Origin of the sequence: Aquiflexum balticum DSM 16537 (assembly GCF_900176595.1) — a bacterium.
Classification (GTDB): domain Bacteria; phylum Bacteroidota; class Bacteroidia; order Cytophagales; family Cyclobacteriaceae; genus Aquiflexum; species Aquiflexum balticum.
Window position 1 is genome coordinate 3,716,408 of sequence record NZ_LT838813.1, and the last position, 18,221, is coordinate 3,734,628.

Consider the following 18,221-nt stretch of genomic DNA (forward strand, 5'->3'; position numbering starts at 1 on the left):
TGCTTTTTCATTCAGGGACCGTTTCCTTTTTCCCCGGGCGGGGCAAAGACCATCCTTCCGTTCTTGCAGCAGGTACACCTGAACATCTCTTCTCCGAAAATCTCCTCCATCACCTCGTAGGTGCTCAGCCCATGGTAAAATGACACCTCCCTTGTTATGTTCAACAGCCTGAAACATTCATTCATTTTGGTGTTGCTGTTGGCCGAGGCCAAGATGCCGTAATAGCGGATTTTGTAGAAGCCTGTTGGCAGTACATGTTGCATAAATCTTCTGACAAACTCGGAACAGGCAAGCAACATGGTTTTGGTTTTGTTGTCCCTGTAATCCTTCCACCTGAATTTTACGGTTTCACCATCTGTATCCAGAATACGGCTGTTGCTGATCGCTACCCTGTGGGTATACCTGCCAAGGTAGCTGACCACCTGGCCCGCCCCCCTGAAAGTCTTCTTGATATAGACATTCCACATCTTTGCGTAAGATTCCCTTTTCAGACTTTTGATATCGGCAAACAGCTCTTTCTGCCCGTCAGGTATCCTGAGAAGGTTATCCTCCAGTGCTCCCAGAAGCCTTTCCATGAACAGTCCCCGGAACACGGACGAAAGGGCCTTTACCGGAACGAAGAACTTTTTACCGGCATACAGCCACTGCATCCCGTCACTGTCAAGGCCTCCTGCAGGAACCAGCATATGGATGTGGGGGTGGTAGTTCAGGGATTGGCCCCAAGTGTGGAGTACCGACAGACAGCCGCTTTCGACTCCCAGAAATACCGGGTTCAGGGCCGTCTTCTTTACTGCTTTTGCAGAACATTCAAAGAGCAGGTTGTAACAGAACCTCTGGTTGATGTAGAACAATGGATTGAGAAACTCAGGAACCGTAAACACGGCGTGAAAGTACCTGACAGGCAGAAGCCTGCACTTTAGCTTTTCCACCCAAAGCTGCTGCTTGATGTACTGGCACTTCGGACAGTGGCGGTTCCTGCAGCTGTTATAGCAGACTTTGACCCTACCGCAGGAGTCACAACAGAGACTGTGTGAGCCCATTTGTGATGTCCGGCAATGGAGGATGTCGTTAAAGGCCTTTCTCTGGTCAGGGCACAGATGCTTCTGCGACAGGAAAACCTCCTTTTGGGAATCCAGGACTGTTGAGAGTTCGGCCCCACCATTCCTCTTGTTGACAGCCTCCATCAAAGCTCATCCAGGGGACTTTTGATCTGCGCGGGGGTCAGGTTGCTTATATGCAGGTAAACCGTAGTGGTCTTAAGGGACCTGTGTCCCAACAGCTCTTGGATAATCCTGACATTGGTTCCCTGCTCGAGCAGATGTGTGGCAAAAGAATGGCGAAGGGTATGGAAGCACGCCTGCTTTTTTATCCCTGCTTTCTTCATAGCCTTTTTGAGTATACAGCGGGCGCTTGTCTCACTGTAAGGCTTTCCCGGTTCTTGGCCTTCAAAAAGGTAAGTAAGTGGACGGTAGCCTCTGAAATAATCCCTGAGCTTTACCAGTAACTGCTCCGGAAGAAGTGTGTACCTGTCTTTATAACCCTTTCCGCCCCTGACTTTGACCTGCATCCGGTCGCTGTCAATATCGCAGGGTTTCAGGTTGATTACCTCTCCCATCCTGAGTCCTGAGGCGTAGGTGAGAGCGATCAGGCAATAGTGTTTTCTGTTCCTGATACTCTTAAGGATAAGCGACACTTCTTCCTTTGAGAATACAACCGGAAGCAGCTTGGGACGTCTTGGCCGTTTGATCCTGATAGTATCCCAATCTCTTTCAAGCACGTCTTTGAAAAGTATTTTAAAGGCACTGATTGTCTGGTTTATGCTTGATACCGAAAGTCCGTCCAAACTGATCCTTTTAAAAAGGTAGTCCTTTAATTCGGGGATACTGATCAGATCCGGACTTTTTCCAAAATGAGCTGATACTACAGATACCAGGCTAAGATAGGTCTTGATGCTTCTGGGAGAATAATGTCTGTAGGACATCTCCTCATACATCCTCTGGCGCAAACTTTTTTTTCCATGATTAAATTAGTTAAAGATTGAACATGGAATAAATTTAATACATATTGTTAAAAATCAGGCCTTTATGATGGAATACAGAAAAACTACCGACGAAGGAGGTTTAGTTCAACATATACATAATAGCAATAAAATGAAGTATGGTGCCCGTCAATACAAAAAGGTGCCAAATCGTGTGCGCATAGCGCATGCTTTGCCTGACATAAAAAACAGTACCCAAAGTGTAGCTGATACCTCCTGCCGCTATCATCAGCAGGGTTGAAGTTGACAAGGATGCCAATAATGGCTTAATCAAAAAAATTCCCATCCAGCCCATTGATAAATAAAGAATCAGGGAAGCTTTGGGAAACCTGTGGGTATAGAATATTTTGAAGACTATCCCAAAAGCTGTCAGGCCCCAAACAATGCCAAAAAAAATCCAACCGAAAGTTCCACCAACAGCAAGTAAAAGAAATGGGGTATAAGTGCCCGCTATCAAAAAGTAAATACCTATATGGTCAAATGTCCTCAACCATGATTTAATCTTCTCTTGTTGGGTCGCATGATATAAGGTGGAAAAAGTATATAATAGGAGAATAGATCCCCCAAATAAGCTGCAACTGACAATATCCAAAGTGCTGCCATTCAAAACTGAAAAAGTTACCAATAGAGATATGGCAATGATGCTGAAAAGAATGCCAAATCCATGTGTGATGCTGTTGGCAAATTCTTCCTGAGGGCTCTGTTTTCTTTCCATTTTTTGTTTGTAAATGTTTAACTATTGATTTAACAATAAAAATTTTCACCAAATAAAGGTAACGAAATCGATTGTATTTTAAATTTATATTACTAAATGTCTGATTATTTTGTATTTATGGAAAATTTACTTTTGTTTTGCAGAATAATATCAAAACAAGAAAGAATCAAATTTAAACCAAAATTATAATATCATGTCAGTAAAAATTTCTGAAAAAACAATTGTTTCGACTCTAGAGAAACTTGAAAAATTGAACTTGGATGAGAAGCTTCACGCAGAGCTTTCCTGGTGCTGGAACAGCTACGTTGCAGACAACAATCCTGTAGGCGTAATCGAAAAAAGCAAAAAAGCATTGGATCTGTTCAAGGCAAAAAGAGAAGAAAACAGCAAAGCGGTAGCCAAGAAATTGGTAGATGATCTTGAAAAAATCGTTTTGAATTAATCAGAAGAAAATTAAATAAAAAAAGGCTTTCAAACGAAAGCCTTTTTTTATTGAATGATATTTTTTAGGTTTTATTCACCTACAACTACAAACTTCACCAAGCTTTTCACTTCTCTGTGAAGATCTACCTCAGCTTCAAATTCTCCCGCACCCTGGACAGGCATATTGATGGAGATTTTCTTTCTGTCAATATCTATTCCGTTTAATGCCAAAGCATCAGAGATCTGAAGTGTGGTTACTTTTCCGAATATTTTGCCTGAATCACCGATTTTAGCTTTTATCTCCAAAGTCAAAGTTTCCAATTTGGCAGCGATGTTTTCAGCTTCTGTCTTTATTTTCTCTGCTTTGTGGGCAGCTTGCTTGATGTTTTCAGCAAGGATCTTTTTGTTTGATCCTGTAGCCAAAACGGCGAATCCTTGTGGAATAAGGTAATTTCTACCATAACCTGATTTGACATCCACCATGTCATTTTTATAACCAAGTCCTTTTATGTCTGTTTTAAGAATAACTTCCATTGTCGTACAATTTTAAATATGAATGAATCGAACAAAAACGGATTATTTCAAACCGTCAGTTACGAAAGGCAGCAATGCCAAATGTCTTGCCTTCTTGATGGCATTGGACACTTTTCTTTGGAATTTGGCAGAGTTACCGGTCAATCTTCTGGGAAGAATTTTTCCCTGCTCATTGACGAATTTTAAAAGGAAGTTAGGATCCTTGTAATCAATATATTTGATACCGTTTTTTTTGAATCTACAGTATTTTTTTCTGAATTCTACTCTATTGATTGGTTCGTTCTTAAGTGTCATTTTGCTGGCTCCTCCTTAGCTTCTACTTTTTTGTTAAATTCACCTTTTCTTCTTTTGTCACCATAAGCAACCGCGTGCTTATCGAGGACAGTAGTTAAGAAGCGCATTACTTTTTCATCTCTTCTCAATTCAATCTCCATTTTTTTGATAACAGTCGGAGCTGACAAGAATTCAATCAATACATAGAAACCAGTGCTTTTCTTTTCAATCGGGTAAGCCAATTTTTTCAGACCCCAATTCTCAACATTAATGATTTCTGCCCCCTCAGTTTTTAACAAGTTTACAAACTTGTCTACGGTATCCTTCATCTGAACATCAGATAAAACGGGAGTAAGTATGAATACCGTTTCATAATTTTTCTGGAACATAATAATAATTTTGCTTTGTTTTTGTTAAACAGACCGCAAAAGTAGGGGAATATTAGGTTTTATCCAAACAGAAACACAAAAGAAATAGAGCTTAAAGGCCGGTAATCCGTTTATTTTATCTCTTTTGAGTCCAATGCTTGAAACAGTTCACGAACTGACTGGCCAAATCGCTTTTGAATAACAGATATATCAGTCCTGTCCGAGCCCCGAATAGGGGCGGAAAGAGGGTAACGCATTTGTGAACTTTTCCTTACTTAACTTCAAAACTTTTGGATCCAATCTGATAACCGTCAGCATAAATCCTTACTTCATATATGCCTGTGGCATATTTGCTGCCTTTTTCATAAAAATAGGTAAGTTCCTGCTGCGAATTGTTGAAGATCAAATCCTGATGAACAGTATAAAATTCTTCTCTACCATCCAAGGTAAATGTACCGGAACCTCTTGCGACGTCAAAGATGGGTTGATTGTTCGGTGCCATAATCTGCACATAGATATCCCTTGGGCCAAAATTGGCGACTTTATTGTCTGCAAGGTTGAAAGTTACTTTCAATCTTTCCAGTTGCCTGTTTCTGAATCCATCTTCTCTTTCCCTTCCCCGGGCGTTGACAGCTGAAATGGTGATGTTTTCAGCTTTTAGTCTTGCGGCAATATCCACTTTCTCTTGGAGTTCCTGCTTTTTGAGATTCAGCTGAACTACTTCTTCTTCGATTTGTGCCTGACTTGTTTTGAGTTCTTCGTTCTCGGTAAAAAGTTGCTGATTGACCTCCCTTAAACGTATGATTTCCTCATCTTTTTCCTCCAAGGTTTTGGTGTAGCTTGTGATTCTGCGATTGAGGGCAGAAATCTCTTCAGCAGAACGCTTCCTGTCCAGATTTCTTTCTTGTGTCAATTGGTCTCTTATTGCTTCAAGGCTACTGATGTCACCGCCCAACTTGCCTATTTCGGCAATTCTTAAATCAAGTTGATAGGATACAGAATCAATTCTTCTGTTAAGTTCATTGTTTTCCTCAGACAGAATGAGGATTTCCTCGGACTTTCTTGTCTTGTCCAGGTGGTCAGTGTAGAGTTTTATTCCGCTGATAATTACAAGGATAATCAGAACAATGATCAAGATGTTTTTTCCGTTATCTCTTCGATCGGATTTTACAGGATTGGTTTCCATAAACGTTTAAGTTGTATTTTTACTCAAAATAATAAATTTTATGTCTAATATCCTTCTGGACGAACAATTTTGGACTACAAGATACCTAAATAATCTTACAGCTTGGGATACTGGTAGGGTGACGGATCCCATAAAGCAATATTTAGACCAATTAGAAAATAAAAAATTAAAAATTTTGATTCCCGGGGCAGGTAATGGTCATGAAGCAATTTATGGTTTCAAAAAGGGCTTTAGAAACCTGCATATTCTGGATATTTCAGTTTTACCACTGCGGCAGTTTCAAAGGTCATGCCCCGATTTTCCCGAAAATCAAATGCATCATATGGATTTTTTCCTCCATGAAGGCCAGTATGACCTGATAATTGAGCAGACTTTTTTTTGTGCCTTACATCCCGAGAGGAGGATGGACTATTGTAAAAAAATGAATGAACTTCTAAAACCCTCAGGAAAATTGGTCGGAGTGCTTTTTGCAAAGAATTTTGAACATGATGGACCGCCTTTTGGAGGGGATATAGAGGAATACCGAAACTTGTTCAGTAGGGAATTTGATATTCAGAAACTTGAGATCTGCTATAATTCCATCACTCCAAGAAAGGGAAATGAAGTTTTTATTTCATTGCAGAAAAATCAATAATGCAGGATATAATGCCCTCTAGTCAGTTTTTTATCAAAAAGCAGTACACCACATTCAAAAAAATCCAGACTGATGATAACATCATGATGGACCTTGATTTTATTCCAGACAGCATTCATTTCTTTGGACCAATGAATATCTGCTATGCAAATAATACTTGAATCTTTGATATGGGGGAGTATCAATTCAAAGTAGGATAAGGTAGCCTCATACGTATGCGTAGCATCCACTAAAGCAAAATCAATAAGTTTGTATTGCTGAATGGCCACTGCCAAGGTTTCTTGCAGATTTCCAAAGATATATTCCGTGTTTTCAGGTCTGATGTTTTCCTGGGCTTTATTCCATAGCGCCTTAGAACCTTCGAAAGTAAGTAACTTACCCTTAACATTTCTGGCTAGATACCGGGTGTTTAGACCCACACAGGTACCCAATTCAAAAACCACTTCAGCGGGAGTTTGGGAAACAAAATATTGATATAACTGCGAAAATTTTCTTGAACTGCTGCTGTATTTTGTGATTGAGGAAGTCTTCCTGAAGGGTTTGGTCAATCTTTTTGATCCTGCACCAAAATCATCAATTTCAAGGATTTCAAAATCGCTAAGGAGTTTCTCTCTTAGTACTTCCAAATCCAGATCATTTTCTCTGGATTGCTGGATAAAACCTAAAAGGCCATTATATAAATCAAAGACAAAAGGAGACTGAATAGCAAATTGGTCTTCTTTGACAAACCAGTATTTCAGATATGCAAAAAATGGATAGAGATGTTTTTTCAAATTTAATTGTCAAATATATCAGCTATGAGTTGAAATTCAGGGATTTTGACTTCCAGATATTTCCCGTCAAAAAGCTTTTCCATAAAGAAAGAGCCGCGCATCTTTCCCAATCCGGATTTCAGGTTGCAACCTGACACGTATTCATGTTTGTTTCCGGGTTCCAAAATCGGCTGCTGTCCTACAACTCCATCACCTTCAACAGTTTTAGCTACATCCCCGGCATCAGAAATCTCCCATTTCCTTCTCATCAGCTGTAAGGTATGGGAACTGTTGTTTTCAATATTTACCTTATAGGTAAAAACATAATGGTGCTGATGTGGGCTTGAGAATTCCGGCTGATACGTGACTTCAACGGTCACTTTTATTCCTTCAGTGATGGCTATTACCATTGTTTTCTTAAGTTTGGACTTTTAGAGCATTAAAAGTAAATGATTATATTAAAAATACAACGATATTCAGTATAAAAATGAATGTAAAAATAGAAGGAGGATGGAAAAACATCTTAGAAGAGGAATTTTCAAAACCATACTTCATAAATTTAGTTGACTTTGTCAAAAAAGAATATAGTGAACAGACTGTTTTTCCAAAAGGGAAGGAAATATTCAATGCTTTTGAACATTGCCATTTTAGTAAATTGAAAGTAGTGATTCTGGGTCAAGACCCATACCATGGTCCTGGACAGGCACATGGGCTTTCTTTTTCTGTGAGAGAAGGGGTGCCTTTTCCCCCTAGTCTCTTGAATATCTTCAAGGAATTGAACAGGGATTTGGGCTTATCGATGCCTTCAAACGGTGATTTGTGCAAATGGGCGGATCAGGGTGTTTTGTTACTGAATGCTACCCTGACAGTCAGGGCACACCTTGCCGGTTCCCATCAAAAAAAGGGCTGGGAGGAATTTACGGATGCAGTGATACGGAAAATTGCAACAGAAAAAAGCAATATTGTTTTTATGCTTTGGGGAGCCTATGCCCAAAAGAAGGCAGCGTTTATTGATGAGAAGAGGCACCTTAAACTCCATGCACCACATCCAAGTCCCCTTTCAGCCCATAGGGGTTTTTTGGGCTGTGGACATTTTTCAAAAGCGAATGACTATTTGAGGGAATCCGGGTTGGAGGAGATTAAGTGGTAAGAGAGAAGAGCGAAGCGAGATGCGAGAGCCGAGATTTAAGACACTGAATCTGCCCTGATTTTCAGGTACTAAAGGCATAAGATCAGAAGAACCTCTCAATCCTAATCTTATGTCTTAAGTCTTGTGTCTAAAGTCTCGCTTTTCGCTTCTCGCTTTTATCACCAAACCCCGGTTACTTTCATTTGAAGGGTGTAGACAGAACCCATTGCAGTGATAAATAGAGTCTTACGTTCTATTCCTCCGAATACCACATTAGAAGTCCATTTTTCATCAACCGGAATATGCGCTATCTGATCTCCTTTGGAATTGAAAACAGTAACTCCATTTCCAGTGAGATAAACATTGCCACGATGGTCAATGGTCATACCATCAGAGCCCATTTCCACAAAAAGTTGTTTGTTGGTGAGGTACCCATCTTCTTCAATGTTATACACATATGTTTTGTTGGCGCCGATATCCGCAACATATAGTTTTTTGCCATCTTTAGTTCCCACCAGGCCATTTGGCTTAACCAATGTCTCGTCTACTCGGAATAACTGCACCCTGTCAGCTGAGAGGAAATACAGATGTTCTCCATTTTGCTGCATTTCGGGGTCTCTGTCCCAATAGGGTCTTTTGTAAAGAGGGTCTGTAATATAAATGCCACCGAAAGGAGATATCCAAAGGTCATTGGGCCCGTTCAGTTTTTTACCTTGAAAGTTTTCTATCAGTACTTTTTTATTTCCTTTGTCATCAATGGACCATAACTGATTTTCCATATCTGCACAGGCAATAAGGTTACCTTCTCTGTCAAAATACAGGCCATTAGATCTACCTGAATCTTCCATAAAAACACTGTCCTCATTTCTCGTCTCAGACCATTTGAGGATTTTATTATTGGGTTGGTCAGTAAAATAAACGTCTCCGATCCTTTGGACTGCAGGACCTTCGGTGAATGTAAATCCATCAGCTATCTTCTCCAATTGTGCCTTATTGGCAACGATGGATTTTTTATCAATGATTTGAGCTTGAATAGCTAAGGGGCCTAGAATGGCAATAATACTGAGATAAAGTATTTTTTTCATTGGTATTGGGTTGTTACAATTAGTGAGTAAGAAATTCAGCCCAAAGGGGAAAATGGTCTGAAATCCTGTAAGAAAGCTGAGAGAGCGTATAATTCCTATTTTTAAGTACATTATTTCTAAAATCAACAATTCCACCGCGGGTATATTTCAGACAGATGTTATCTTCAAACCATGCAATTTGGTCATAAAATGAATATGTTTTTTTAAATATTGTCCTGTCGAATTGCTGCATGTCATCAGGCACATAGAGACCGGATGAAATAAAAGCATCAAAGGTGGGGTCTCCGGTTTTAACAATATTAAAATCTCCCAAAGTGATAAGACTATGACTCCAAGAGTTCAGGTCTTTGGCCCAGTCAGCAATCCAATCTGCAATGGCTTGGATTTCTGCGACTCTGTCCGGTGATTTTGTTCCAAATAAAACATGAAGTGTCAATAAAACAAAAGTTTTGCCTGCGACCTGAAAACTTACCCCATAAGGTGTTCGGGCAAATTGTCTTTGTAGGGCATTGGGGTCAATGGCTCTGTTTTTTTCCAAAACATCATCGGGAATAACGATTTCACAGGCAAGACCTGATAGTTTCACTTTACGGTTATCAAATATAAATGCCAATCTTTCATTATTACCCTTGGAACCGGCCGTAACATCTGTGATCAGAAAACTCCAATCAGGCCCGAGTAACTTCATAGTTTCCCTCAAGGCTTTGATATTTCCTCTTACTTCCTGTACAGCAATGATGTCAAATCTTTTGATGATTTCAACAATGCATAAAAGAGAGTGTGCGTCTCTTTTTGGTGACTTATTTTCCGATGCTTCCCATTCCATGGTCAATCCACCAAAAACCCTGATATTCCAGGTGCAGATCAGTACATTTCTATCCAGTTTTTTTGCCGGAAGTAGATCATCCAGAAATTTTTTTAATTCTTTGAGTTCGTCCCCGATTTCTTTTGGAGGAAAATTTAGATTTATTTCCATATATAATTTTAAAAGAGTGGATTAAATGGTTTGAAAACAATAAAGGCTTCTTATTTTTGATGATACCCAATTTAATCCTTTATGAGCAATATGCAGAACAAATCGAAAACCTTTTTGGATAGATTTCTGGATTTTATAGAAAAAGCCGGTAACAAGCTTCCTGATCCCGCAATTTTGTTTTTGTTTTTGATGCTGATTACCTGGGTTTTATCAGCCCTTTTGTCTCCCATAGATTTTGGGGCTATTGATCCAAGGTCCGGTGGGGAACTAAGGATTCAGAACCTCCTTACAGGCTCTCAGTTTGCTGCTTTTTTGGCCAATATGACAGGTATTTTCATCAACTTTCCTCCATTGGGTGTGGTTCTCTTGGCCATGTTGGGTGTGGGAGTTGCGGAGCATTCAGGATTTATCAATGCCGGTTTGAAATTTTTGTTGGGTGTAACGCCTAAAATGTTGCTTACTCCGATTTTGGTTTTGGTGGCCATTGTCAGCCATACTGCTGCAGATGCAGGCTATGTGTTGGTGATTCCATTGGGCGGAGTAATTTTTTATGCTGCGGGTCGACATCCTTTGGCAGGAATTGCAGCTGCTTTTGCAGGAGTTTCGGGAGGATTCAGTGCCAATTTCATCCCGTCAGGCATTGATCCGCTCATTCAGAGTTTTACCCAGTCTGCTGCTCAGATTTTAGACGCGGATATAACCCTAAACCCTCTTAACAATATTTACTTTACCGGTTTATCGAGTTTGATAGTGATCAGTGTGGTTTGGTACCTGACGGATAGGGTAGTCGAACCTAGACTGAACAGAAATGTGGAAGTGGATGAAAATATGGATGATATCCCTAAAATGGAAATCTTAAATTCGAAGGAGAAGAAAGCTTTTTGGTTTGCTTTTGCTACTATGATGGCCTGTTTTACTTTACTGTTGATTTGGGCAATCCCGCATGATTCAGCCTTGAGAGATTCTGTAGGGGAAATCACCTCAAAAGACGCCCCTCTGATGAAGTCTATTGTTCCCTTGATATTTATTTTGTTTTGGATCCCGGGTTTGGTATACGGCTTTGCTTCGGGCACTTATAAGTCCCTCAAAGACATAGTGCTTTCCATGAGTAAAGCCATGGGCAGTATGTCTTATTATATTGTTATGGCTTTTTTCTGTGCTTTGTTTATTGATGCATTCAGTAAATCCAACATTGGGGCTTTGACAGCTTTAAAAGGTGCCAATTTTCTTAGGGCACTTGACTTACCCGCCCAAATAACGATTGTGGGGATAGTCCTGCTGACCGCATTTGTGAATTTATTGGTAGGTTCAGCTTCCGCCAAATGGGCCTTGATCAGCCCAATTTTTGTGCCTATGTTGATGCAATTGGGAATATCACCCGATCTGACACAAGCGGCTTATAGGGTAGGGGATTCAGTTTCCAATATCATCACACCTTTATTGCCCTATTTCCCTTTGATCGTGGTATTCTGTCAGCGCTATGTCAAATCAACTGGCATCGGGACCTTGGTTTCGATGATGATACCTTATTCGATTGCCTTATTGGTGATCTGGACTGCGTTTTTATTGCTTTATTGGACTTTGGGAATTCCTTTGGGATTGCAGAGTACGTATGAGTATGTGATGGTTGCTCCTTAGCAGGAATTCCTACATCATGAATGATCAGATTGGATCCAATCGAAAACTTTTCCGGAATGAATTTTTAAAAATCAAAAGGTTAAACCTATTTGGAATTTCGATATTCAATAAAGGGATTATTGATTTTTAATTATTTTAATAATATTATTATTGATTACTGCTGATATTTTATTTTTTATTTTTTACAAATTGAATTAGCATTTAATAAATTTGGTAGAGACTGAATTGGGAAGAAAGCTTTTGTTTAATTCAAAAAGTTGTTAAAAAAAACCTCAATTTATTTCTTGTGATGGTTTGCCATTATCTGAAGTTTTCCTTTGTAACCTTGTCAGGGTTGCAATTGACTTCAATTGGCCAAAGTTCATTTGAATACAAATTACTGATAGGTTTCATCATCAGAATCTTTTAATCTTAATCGTCCGAGTATTAAATTTTAAATTTAAATGTTATCGCTATGAAAAGGAAATATTGCTCAATGGTAATCTTTATTGCATTTTTAATGCTTTTCACATCTTGTTTTACTTATACAGATGTTTTGAAAAAAAGAGAAGTTCCTGACGATTATGTTTTTACACCTAAGGATTTTGAAATTGGAAAGAAATATGAATTCTCTACCAAAGAAGGGATGGTTTTACTATTGAGACTGAATGAATTGTCAGAGAAGGGTGTATATGGTTCAGGAACCTTGAAGACTATGAAAGATGGCTCTCAGCCAATAAAATCAGATAGTTATTTTTTGGGTTTTGAAGAAATGGATGAAGCAAAAAGATATAAGTTGAACCCTTGGCTAACGGCCCTTATACCTTCGGTGATTTTGGTTGGAATAGGCATTTACGCATCCAATAACTTGAACATAGGATATACCTGGTAATTGATGGTCTATAGAATTATTTATAGTTCATATATTTTGATAAATCATAATGAAATAAGCTCATGAAAATTTTGGCCAACAGCATAAATCCAATACTTGTATCCATACTGCTATTTCCTTTTTTTTCATGTTCATCTTACATGAATATAAAAAGCATATCCAGTCCTTTGATATTGGGTAATGATATGTCAGACACACTTTCCTCAAAGTATTTTGAAGGGATGACACCCGGTGATAAAATCAAGATCAGAGATAAAACTGACAAAAGGCAAGAAATTCTATTTTCATCTGTTTCAGAAGGGATGCTTTATGGTATGGCTTTAAGAAATCCTGAAAGTTGGAAAAAAGTTGAACCTTTTGATTTCTCAATACCAATCACAAGAATAAGTCGGATTAGAGTGATAGAAAAAAGTTCTGAATTATCAAATGATGAAATCCAGAAGTTCTACAACAGCGATTTGTATAAAATAAAAAAGGGGGATAGGGTTTTTATAGAGAAAGAAAATGGCCAACAACTTTATATGTTTTTCGAAGAATTCGAAGATGGTATTGTTTATGGTGATTCATGGGGCAGCCAAAAAAATGATTCTAAGTCTTCAACTGAGAAGGTAGAAATACCTATAAATGAAATTGAAATAATCGAGGTCAAAAAATTCAATTCCAAGCGAACAGGCCTATTAATTATTGCAGTTGGGGGAGGGTTCTTGGCAGTTGTAATTATTAGTATTGCCACCAATCCTATCTATTTTTTTTAATTAATGATTGGTTAGTGGGTTTACAAATACCTTAAAAAAGACTCCGGATTATTCAAAAAGTTTTTCATGATCGTGAAATGTTCTGTTTCATCAAATCTCACTTTTTGTATAGTTTCCGAAAATTGAAAAATGGTGGCATTCGGCAAAGTCATCAAAATAGGGGAGTGGGTAGCAATGATAAACTGACAAGCATTATTTTCAGCCAGATTTTTGATCAAGGAAAAAAGAGCCAATTGCCGTTGTGGTGAAAGCGCCGCTTCAGGTTCATCAATCAGGTAAATACCTTCGGGTTGTAACCTACCTTGCAAAACCTTTAAAAAACCTTCACCATGGGACACTTTCGTCAAATCCCCATATTTTCTCAATAAGGCTTCTTTTTGACCATAAACCGCCCCAACAGCCAATTTCAATCCTGTTCCACTCAGCCTTTTTTCAAAGTCCACAATATCTCCTTTGAGTTCCCGGTCAAGGTTTTTCAACCTTTTGACAAAACCAAAATAATCCTCCGCCCTGAAGAAGAAGCCTCTATAAGCTTTGTTGGTCCATCTGGTCTTGATGCTTTCCCCAAATTCCTTGATTTCATTCAGCGTTTCATCTGACTCCAAATCACTGCTTCCAATGGCAGGGAGATTTAGCTTGATGGCCAAGGCTTTCAGCAAGGTGGATTTGCCCGAACCATTTTCTCCAACAAAGACCGTAATTGGACTTTCAAACCTTAAACCATGGAAATTCTCGAACGCAGGTAAGGAAAACGGGAATTTGTCTTTGCTGCCGGAGGGAATGGATATGTCGTGGAGGTAGGACACAATTTTAGATTTTAGATTTTAGATTTGGGATTAGACATAAGATACAAGACACAAGACGTAAGACAAGTGATTTTAGAAACAAGAAACAAGAATCAAGAACCAAGAAACAAGGCCTATCCGGATGTAAATCGGGGAAACAAGAAGGGATTTCTGGATTCCGAAAGGCTCGTTTTGAATGACTATGCCTTTTCTGACTACTAACCTGGTACCTGGTACTTGGTACTTTGTACTTTGTACTTAGTCAATCTTCAACCCTCTCCATCACCACCACCAATTTCTCCAATTCAGTAGAATAAGCCATTCTGCTGATATTTTTGTATCCTGGAAAATTAATCTCACCTGCTTTGCGCCAAGTGTTTTCATTTGCTTTTTTGATGTAAAGTTCATTGTCTTTGGCCATCAGGATCAGATTTTTATTGAGCCATATCAAATCCTCCGCTCCAGGAATGGTCAAACCATACTCTTGGTACTGCCTGTTTTCAAGGTCAAAACCCTTGATGGCAAAAGCTTTTTCCCCTGCGATTTCTTTGAAATCATTTTTGTCCACATAGGTGATGATGCTGGTTTTCGGTCTTTTTTTGATAGCCCTTCCTACATTTTCACTGATGGTTAGAACATCAGATTTGCTGTAAGGGTAAACCAAAGTATTGGGTTGGCCAAGCACAAACATTGCGGCTTTGTTATCATACCAATCATAATACCCAACCGGTGCGATATCATCATACAATAATTCAGGTTCTCCAAAGTTGGTAGGATAAAGCCAAAGCCTTTGTTTGCCATCTTCTTCTACCGTCACAGCAGAAACATAAAGCCCGCAATCTGTAAGAGAAGGGGAGAATTCATTAAGATCAGCGGTTTTGGTCAGGTTGGTGAATTTTCCGGACTCAAAATTATAAATGATGATATCATGGTTTCCTTTTTCATCCGCAGCGGAAAATGCCATTTGAATATCATTGATAAATGCAGGTTGATTGTCATATAGGGGCCTGTCTGTAATCAGGAATTCAGAACCTGCTGTGATAGTCAATTTACTGCCAGTGACTTTTACATCCACAGCTATCAAATCCGAGGAGATCTGAGTAAAAGCCATAATTGGTAAACAGGAAAAGGCTATAGCAATCAGTGATTTAATGGGTTTCATAAGTAATCATTTCAAATCAAAAACTAAATTACGAAATGAAGGTTAGAAAGGTGTGGAAAAATTGAGTTTATATACCGACAAGAATTTTAACAGCCTGAGAAATAGGGGGGATGAATTGGCCGATGAGGCGGTAAAAGCCCTGCTCAACAGGCCCGATTTATGTATTGCCATCAACAGTTGGATAAATTTGCCGGAAGAAAATGAGTTGATGCAATTTCCTGAACCAGTTCAGATTTTTTTCCAGGCATTTTTTCATAAACCTGAATTTATCCATCCCAACAAAGTAAAGATTGTGCAAGGCTTTTTTGACAAAGAATCAAATCTGTATTTGGCCTTATTGGGTTTTTATTCATTGCCCTATTGCTATGCTTTCGCAGATGGTGCCCAGGTTTTGATCCGATCCAAAAGAATTATTGAGGATATCGGAAGAAGACTTTCGGAGACAGTCCTTTTTTTATTGGATAGCTATAGACCGGGAACATTTGTTGGCAATGATCAGGCCTTATTGACCATTGCCAAGGTACGTTTGATTCATGCTTTTAGCAGGTACTTTGTCAGTCATTATGCTAAAGATTGGCAGCCTGAATGGGGAACACCCATCAATCAGGAAGACTTAATAGGGACCAACCTAGCGTTTAGCCTGATCGTCATGCGCGGGATGGAAAAACTGGGTAAATTTCCGGGAACTGAGGTGCATGAAGCTGTTTTGCATTATTGGAAAATCATTGGTCATTATTTAGGACTTGATACAGCCTATTGGCCTGAAACAGCCAAGGAAGCATATGAATTGGAAAAATTGATCCGGAAAAGAAACTTAAAAGCATCAGTCGCAGGTGAAACCCTGACTCGCTCCTTGTTGGGATTTTTTGAAAAGAACATACCCGATCAAAATCTGACGGCTTTTTCTGAAACCATGGTCGCTTATTTTTTGGGCAAAGAAGCTGCACAGGCTGTTGGTATTTCCCAAAGGGTAAAATTACCCAAAGGACTTTACGGTTTGATTTTGGATTTGAGTTTTGTGCAGCAAGGCGGTTTGAAATCCAACTATCAGAAAACCCGGCAACAGTTTTTAGCCCAGAGTAAAGGTCGGTTTGGGGAGGAACTTACCTTGAATATTCCAGTTATACCCCGTTCATAATCGTACACTTTTTGTCCGTGTTCGGGTCAAGCCTGATTACATAAAACGTTAATTAAGGTTAAAAACGATGTTTTTGCCTTGTGGCATCCTTTTCGTACTTTACTGATCAAATGAAAAAAATCGGTAACATATTCCAACGCTTACCCTTGGAACTGATCTTTTGGATAGGAGCCCTGATAGGGATACTTTTCATAGATCCTTATGGTGCCCAACACTTCACCCTTTGCCCTTTGGATAATTTAGGATTCCATTGGTGTCCGGGATGTGGATTGGGAAGGGCCATGAGTCTGTTGACCAAAGGGGACATCAAAGCATCATGGTCCATGCATCCGCTGGCGATGTTTGCTTTCGCTGCAATCGGTTACCGCATTTTCGAATTGATCAGAAACTTAAAAACTACTAATCACTATGGCTAATGTATTGAGACATCTTCCTGAATTGGAAGGAATGGAATTGGGTTACATCCAGGGAATTTTGAAAAATATGGATGACGACCAGGCAAATTTGTTTGCACAGGTTTACCGTGCAAGAAGAAAAGACAACCAAATGATTTTGATTCTTTGTTTGTTGGGTTTCTTTGGATTTGCCGGACTGCACAGGTTTATCCTCGGACAGATCGGATTGGGTATCCTTTATTTATTGACCGTTGGTCTTTGTTTTATAGGTACCATTGTCGATTTGGTCAATTACAAAAGTCTAGCTTACGAATACAATATCAGGATTGCACATGAAACTTTGAACATGATGTCCAATGGCGGAAGTTATATGCCTAATGCAAATACCAATGACAATGCTTAAGGCTGTGCAAAAGTTTGGATGGATTTTGGTAAGCGGTTTTCTCTTGGCCTCCTGCTTTGCGCCGGAGAAAACCGTCACCAAGGACTATGAAGAAACCTTTGCTGATATCAAAGAAATAGAATTGGATGGCAGGTTTCTGGAAGTAACTTATGAGGGCAGGAGCGGAGATGCGGAAGTTTATCTCGATGCCTATCTCGAAGCACCGGAAAGTAGTGCCATGGAAGTCAGGTACCGTAAATCCGGCTCCAAACTCAAGATTGAAGTGGTGGGGGAAAGTATGGACGGATGGAATTTTGGCAACCAACACAAAGGATATATCAGCCTGACCGGACCTGAGGATATCAAACTCAACCTGAATAACAACTCCGGTTCCCTTGAAGTGATGAATGTAACCCATCGGGTCATCGACCTGAAGGTAAATTCAGGAAGCATCAAAGCAATCGGTTTGGAAGTGGCTGATATCAACCTGACTGCATCCTCAGGAAGTATTAAAGGCGAAGGATTGACCGGGGATGTGAGAGCCCAGGTGAATTCGGGAAATATTTCCCTGATCGATGTGGAAGGAGATGTGGAATCCAAGACCTCTTCCGGAAGCCTAAAACTGGAAGATATTCAGGGTCTGGTCACCGCCAAAGCCAACTCCGGTTCCATGAAATTTATCAATGTAAAAGAACTCGGAGAACTGACAGTAACCTCAGGCAGTATCAGGGCTGAAAGTTCCGGTTTGGGAGAAAACAGCACCTTCAACGCCAACTCCGGCAGCATCACCATCCAAACCAACTCCAACCTTGAAGATTTCAACTTTGACCTCAGCGCCAATAGTGGCAGTGTCAAAGTAGGAGATGATTCTTCAGGGAAGAAATTGAATATTGATAATGGATCTTCCAATACCGTAAGAGGGAAGGTGAGTAGTGGGAGTATAAGGATTTGGAATTAGGGGGGAGAGAAATGGAAAATTTTA

At 39.6% G+C, this 18,221-nt stretch carries 23 protein-coding genes; 10 read left to right on the plus strand and 13 right to left on the minus strand.

Going from position 1 to position 18,221, the window contains the following annotated elements; genetic code table 11:
- Window positions 1-11: 11 nt before the first annotated feature.
- The 3 genes from B9A52_RS15560 to trhA all read right to left on the minus strand — a co-directional run bounded on the left by B9A52_RS15560 (window position 12) and on the right by trhA (window position 2,753).
- Window positions 12-1,184, minus strand: coding sequence for an IS91 family transposase (locus B9A52_RS15560; protein ID WP_084119319.1), 1,173 nt, complete (start codon window positions 1,182-1,184; stop codon window positions 12-14).
- On the minus strand, window positions 1,184-1,993 hold the full coding sequence (locus B9A52_RS15565) for a tyrosine-type recombinase/integrase (RefSeq protein WP_084118939.1): 810 nt from the start codon (window positions 1,991-1,993) through the stop codon (window positions 1,184-1,186). The genes B9A52_RS15560 and B9A52_RS15565 overlap by 1 nt, the downstream gene beginning before the upstream one ends.
- Window positions 1,994-2,120: 127 nt before the next feature.
- A complete protein-coding gene (trhA, locus tag B9A52_RS15570) occupies window positions 2,121-2,753 on the minus strand; it encodes a PAQR family membrane homeostasis protein TrhA (RefSeq protein WP_084121336.1) in 633 nt (210 codons plus the stop codon).
- 193 nt (window positions 2,754-2,946) lie between these two features.
- Here trhA and B9A52_RS15575 point away from each other — a divergent pair, with 193 nt between their 5' ends.
- Window positions 2,947-3,195 carry a hypothetical protein gene (locus B9A52_RS15575; RefSeq protein WP_084121338.1) on the plus strand — a complete coding sequence of 83 codons (249 nt, stop codon included), beginning with the start codon at window positions 2,947-2,949 and terminating at the stop codon, window positions 3,193-3,195.
- A gap of 71 nt (window positions 3,196-3,266) precedes the next feature.
- Here B9A52_RS15575 and rplI read toward each other — a convergent pair whose 3' ends face one another.
- From rplI to B9A52_RS15595, 4 genes are all read right to left on the minus strand, one after another.
- Window positions 3,267-3,710 carry a 50S ribosomal protein L9 gene (gene rplI, locus B9A52_RS15580; protein ID WP_084121340.1) on the minus strand — a complete coding sequence of 148 codons (444 nt, stop codon included), beginning with the start codon at window positions 3,708-3,710 and terminating at the stop codon, window positions 3,267-3,269.
- A gap of 42 nt (window positions 3,711-3,752) precedes the next feature.
- Complete coding sequence (gene rpsR, locus B9A52_RS15585; RefSeq protein ID WP_084121342.1) at window positions 3,753-4,004, minus strand: 30S ribosomal protein S18; 252 nt, start codon at window positions 4,002-4,004, stop codon at window positions 3,753-3,755.
- Window positions 4,001-4,372 carry a 30S ribosomal protein S6 gene (gene rpsF / locus B9A52_RS15590; RefSeq protein WP_084121344.1) on the minus strand — a complete coding sequence of 124 codons (372 nt, stop codon included), beginning with the start codon at window positions 4,370-4,372 and terminating at the stop codon, window positions 4,001-4,003. Before rpsF ends, rpsR begins: the two co-directional genes overlap by 4 nt.
- 250 nt (window positions 4,373-4,622) lie before the next feature.
- Window positions 4,623-5,537: a hypothetical protein gene (locus B9A52_RS15595; protein ID WP_084121347.1), complete on the minus strand. Its 915-nt coding sequence runs from the start codon at window positions 5,535-5,537 to the stop codon at window positions 4,623-4,625.
- 40 nt (window positions 5,538-5,577) lie between these two features.
- Between B9A52_RS15595 and B9A52_RS15600 the strand changes: the two genes are divergently transcribed.
- A complete protein-coding gene (locus tag B9A52_RS15600; protein WP_084121349.1) occupies window positions 5,578-6,171 on the plus strand; it encodes a class I SAM-dependent methyltransferase in 594 nt (197 codons plus the stop codon).
- On the opposite strand, the gene B9A52_RS15605 is transcribed toward B9A52_RS15600, so the two are convergent.
- Window positions 6,165-6,944, minus strand: coding sequence for an O-methyltransferase (locus tag B9A52_RS15605; protein WP_084121350.1), 780 nt, complete (start codon window positions 6,942-6,944; stop codon window positions 6,165-6,167). The two genes, B9A52_RS15600 and B9A52_RS15605, sit on opposite strands and share 7 nt — an antisense overlap.
- A 2-nt stretch (window positions 6,945-6,946) precedes the next feature.
- Entirely contained in the window at window positions 6,947-7,333 is a 387-nt protein-coding gene (apaG, locus tag B9A52_RS15610) for a Co2+/Mg2+ efflux protein ApaG (RefSeq protein ID WP_084121352.1), read from the minus strand.
- Between the two features lie 77 nt (window positions 7,334-7,410).
- Here apaG and ung point away from each other — a divergent pair, with 77 nt between their 5' ends.
- Complete coding sequence (gene ung / locus B9A52_RS15615; protein ID WP_084121353.1) at window positions 7,411-8,073, plus strand: uracil-DNA glycosylase; 663 nt, start codon at window positions 7,411-7,413, stop codon at window positions 8,071-8,073.
- Between the two features lie 158 nt (window positions 8,074-8,231).
- Here the strand turns inward: ung and B9A52_RS15620 are convergent, their stop codons facing one another.
- A complete protein-coding gene (locus B9A52_RS15620; protein WP_084121354.1) occupies window positions 8,232-9,137 on the minus strand; it encodes an SMP-30/gluconolactonase/LRE family protein in 906 nt (301 codons plus the stop codon).
- Between the two features lie 19 nt (window positions 9,138-9,156).
- Window positions 9,157-10,113 (minus strand): endonuclease/exonuclease/phosphatase family protein, encoded by a 957-nt coding sequence (locus B9A52_RS15625; RefSeq protein ID WP_084121355.1) that lies wholly within the window; start codon window positions 10,111-10,113, stop codon window positions 9,157-9,159.
- A gap of 81 nt (window positions 10,114-10,194) precedes the next feature.
- On the opposite strand from B9A52_RS15625, the gene B9A52_RS15630 reads away from it, so the two are divergent.
- The 3 genes from B9A52_RS15630 to B9A52_RS15640 all read left to right on the plus strand — a co-directional run bounded on the left by B9A52_RS15630 (window position 10,195) and on the right by B9A52_RS15640 (window position 13,377).
- Window positions 10,195-11,751: an AbgT family transporter gene (locus B9A52_RS15630; protein WP_157370176.1), complete on the plus strand. Its 1,557-nt coding sequence runs from the start codon at window positions 10,195-10,197 to the stop codon at window positions 11,749-11,751.
- A gap of 454 nt (window positions 11,752-12,205) precedes the next feature.
- Entirely contained in the window at window positions 12,206-12,622 is a 417-nt protein-coding gene (locus B9A52_RS15635) for a hypothetical protein (protein WP_157370177.1), read from the plus strand.
- Window positions 12,623-12,762: 140 nt separating this feature from the next.
- Entirely contained in the window at window positions 12,763-13,377 is a 615-nt protein-coding gene (locus B9A52_RS15640) for a hypothetical protein (protein ID WP_157370178.1), read from the plus strand.
- A gap of 20 nt (window positions 13,378-13,397) precedes the next feature.
- On the opposite strand, the gene B9A52_RS15645 is transcribed toward B9A52_RS15640, so the two are convergent.
- Both B9A52_RS15645 and B9A52_RS15650 read right to left on the minus strand, forming a co-directional pair.
- The gene (locus tag B9A52_RS15645) at window positions 13,398-14,183 is read right to left on the minus strand and encodes an AAA family ATPase (protein ID WP_172805225.1); all 786 of its coding nucleotides are present in this window, start codon (window positions 14,181-14,183) and stop codon (window positions 13,398-13,400) included.
- Between the two features lie 241 nt (window positions 14,184-14,424).
- Entirely contained in the window at window positions 14,425-15,324 is a 900-nt protein-coding gene (locus B9A52_RS15650) for a TolB-like translocation protein (RefSeq protein ID WP_084121360.1), read from the minus strand.
- Window positions 15,325-15,376: 52 nt separating this feature from the next.
- On the opposite strand from B9A52_RS15650, the gene B9A52_RS15655 reads away from it, so the two are divergent.
- The 4 genes from B9A52_RS15655 (at window position 15,377) to B9A52_RS15670 (ending at window position 18,197) form a co-directional block, all read left to right on the plus strand.
- A complete protein-coding gene (locus B9A52_RS15655; protein ID WP_084121361.1) occupies window positions 15,377-16,462 on the plus strand; it encodes an oxygenase MpaB family protein in 1,086 nt (361 codons plus the stop codon).
- A gap of 110 nt (window positions 16,463-16,572) precedes the next feature.
- Window positions 16,573-16,878: a DUF2752 domain-containing protein gene (locus B9A52_RS15660; protein WP_084121362.1), complete on the plus strand. Its 306-nt coding sequence runs from the start codon at window positions 16,573-16,575 to the stop codon at window positions 16,876-16,878.
- Window positions 16,871-17,260 carry a TM2 domain-containing protein gene (locus B9A52_RS15665; RefSeq protein ID WP_084121363.1) on the plus strand — a complete coding sequence of 130 codons (390 nt, stop codon included), beginning with the start codon at window positions 16,871-16,873 and terminating at the stop codon, window positions 17,258-17,260. The genes B9A52_RS15660 and B9A52_RS15665 overlap by 8 nt, the downstream gene beginning before the upstream one ends.
- Window positions 17,253-18,197, plus strand: coding sequence for a DUF4097 family beta strand repeat-containing protein (locus B9A52_RS15670; protein ID WP_084123553.1), 945 nt, complete (start codon window positions 17,253-17,255; stop codon window positions 18,195-18,197). The genes B9A52_RS15665 and B9A52_RS15670 overlap by 8 nt, the downstream gene beginning before the upstream one ends.
- Window positions 18,198-18,221 lie beyond the last annotated feature (24 nt).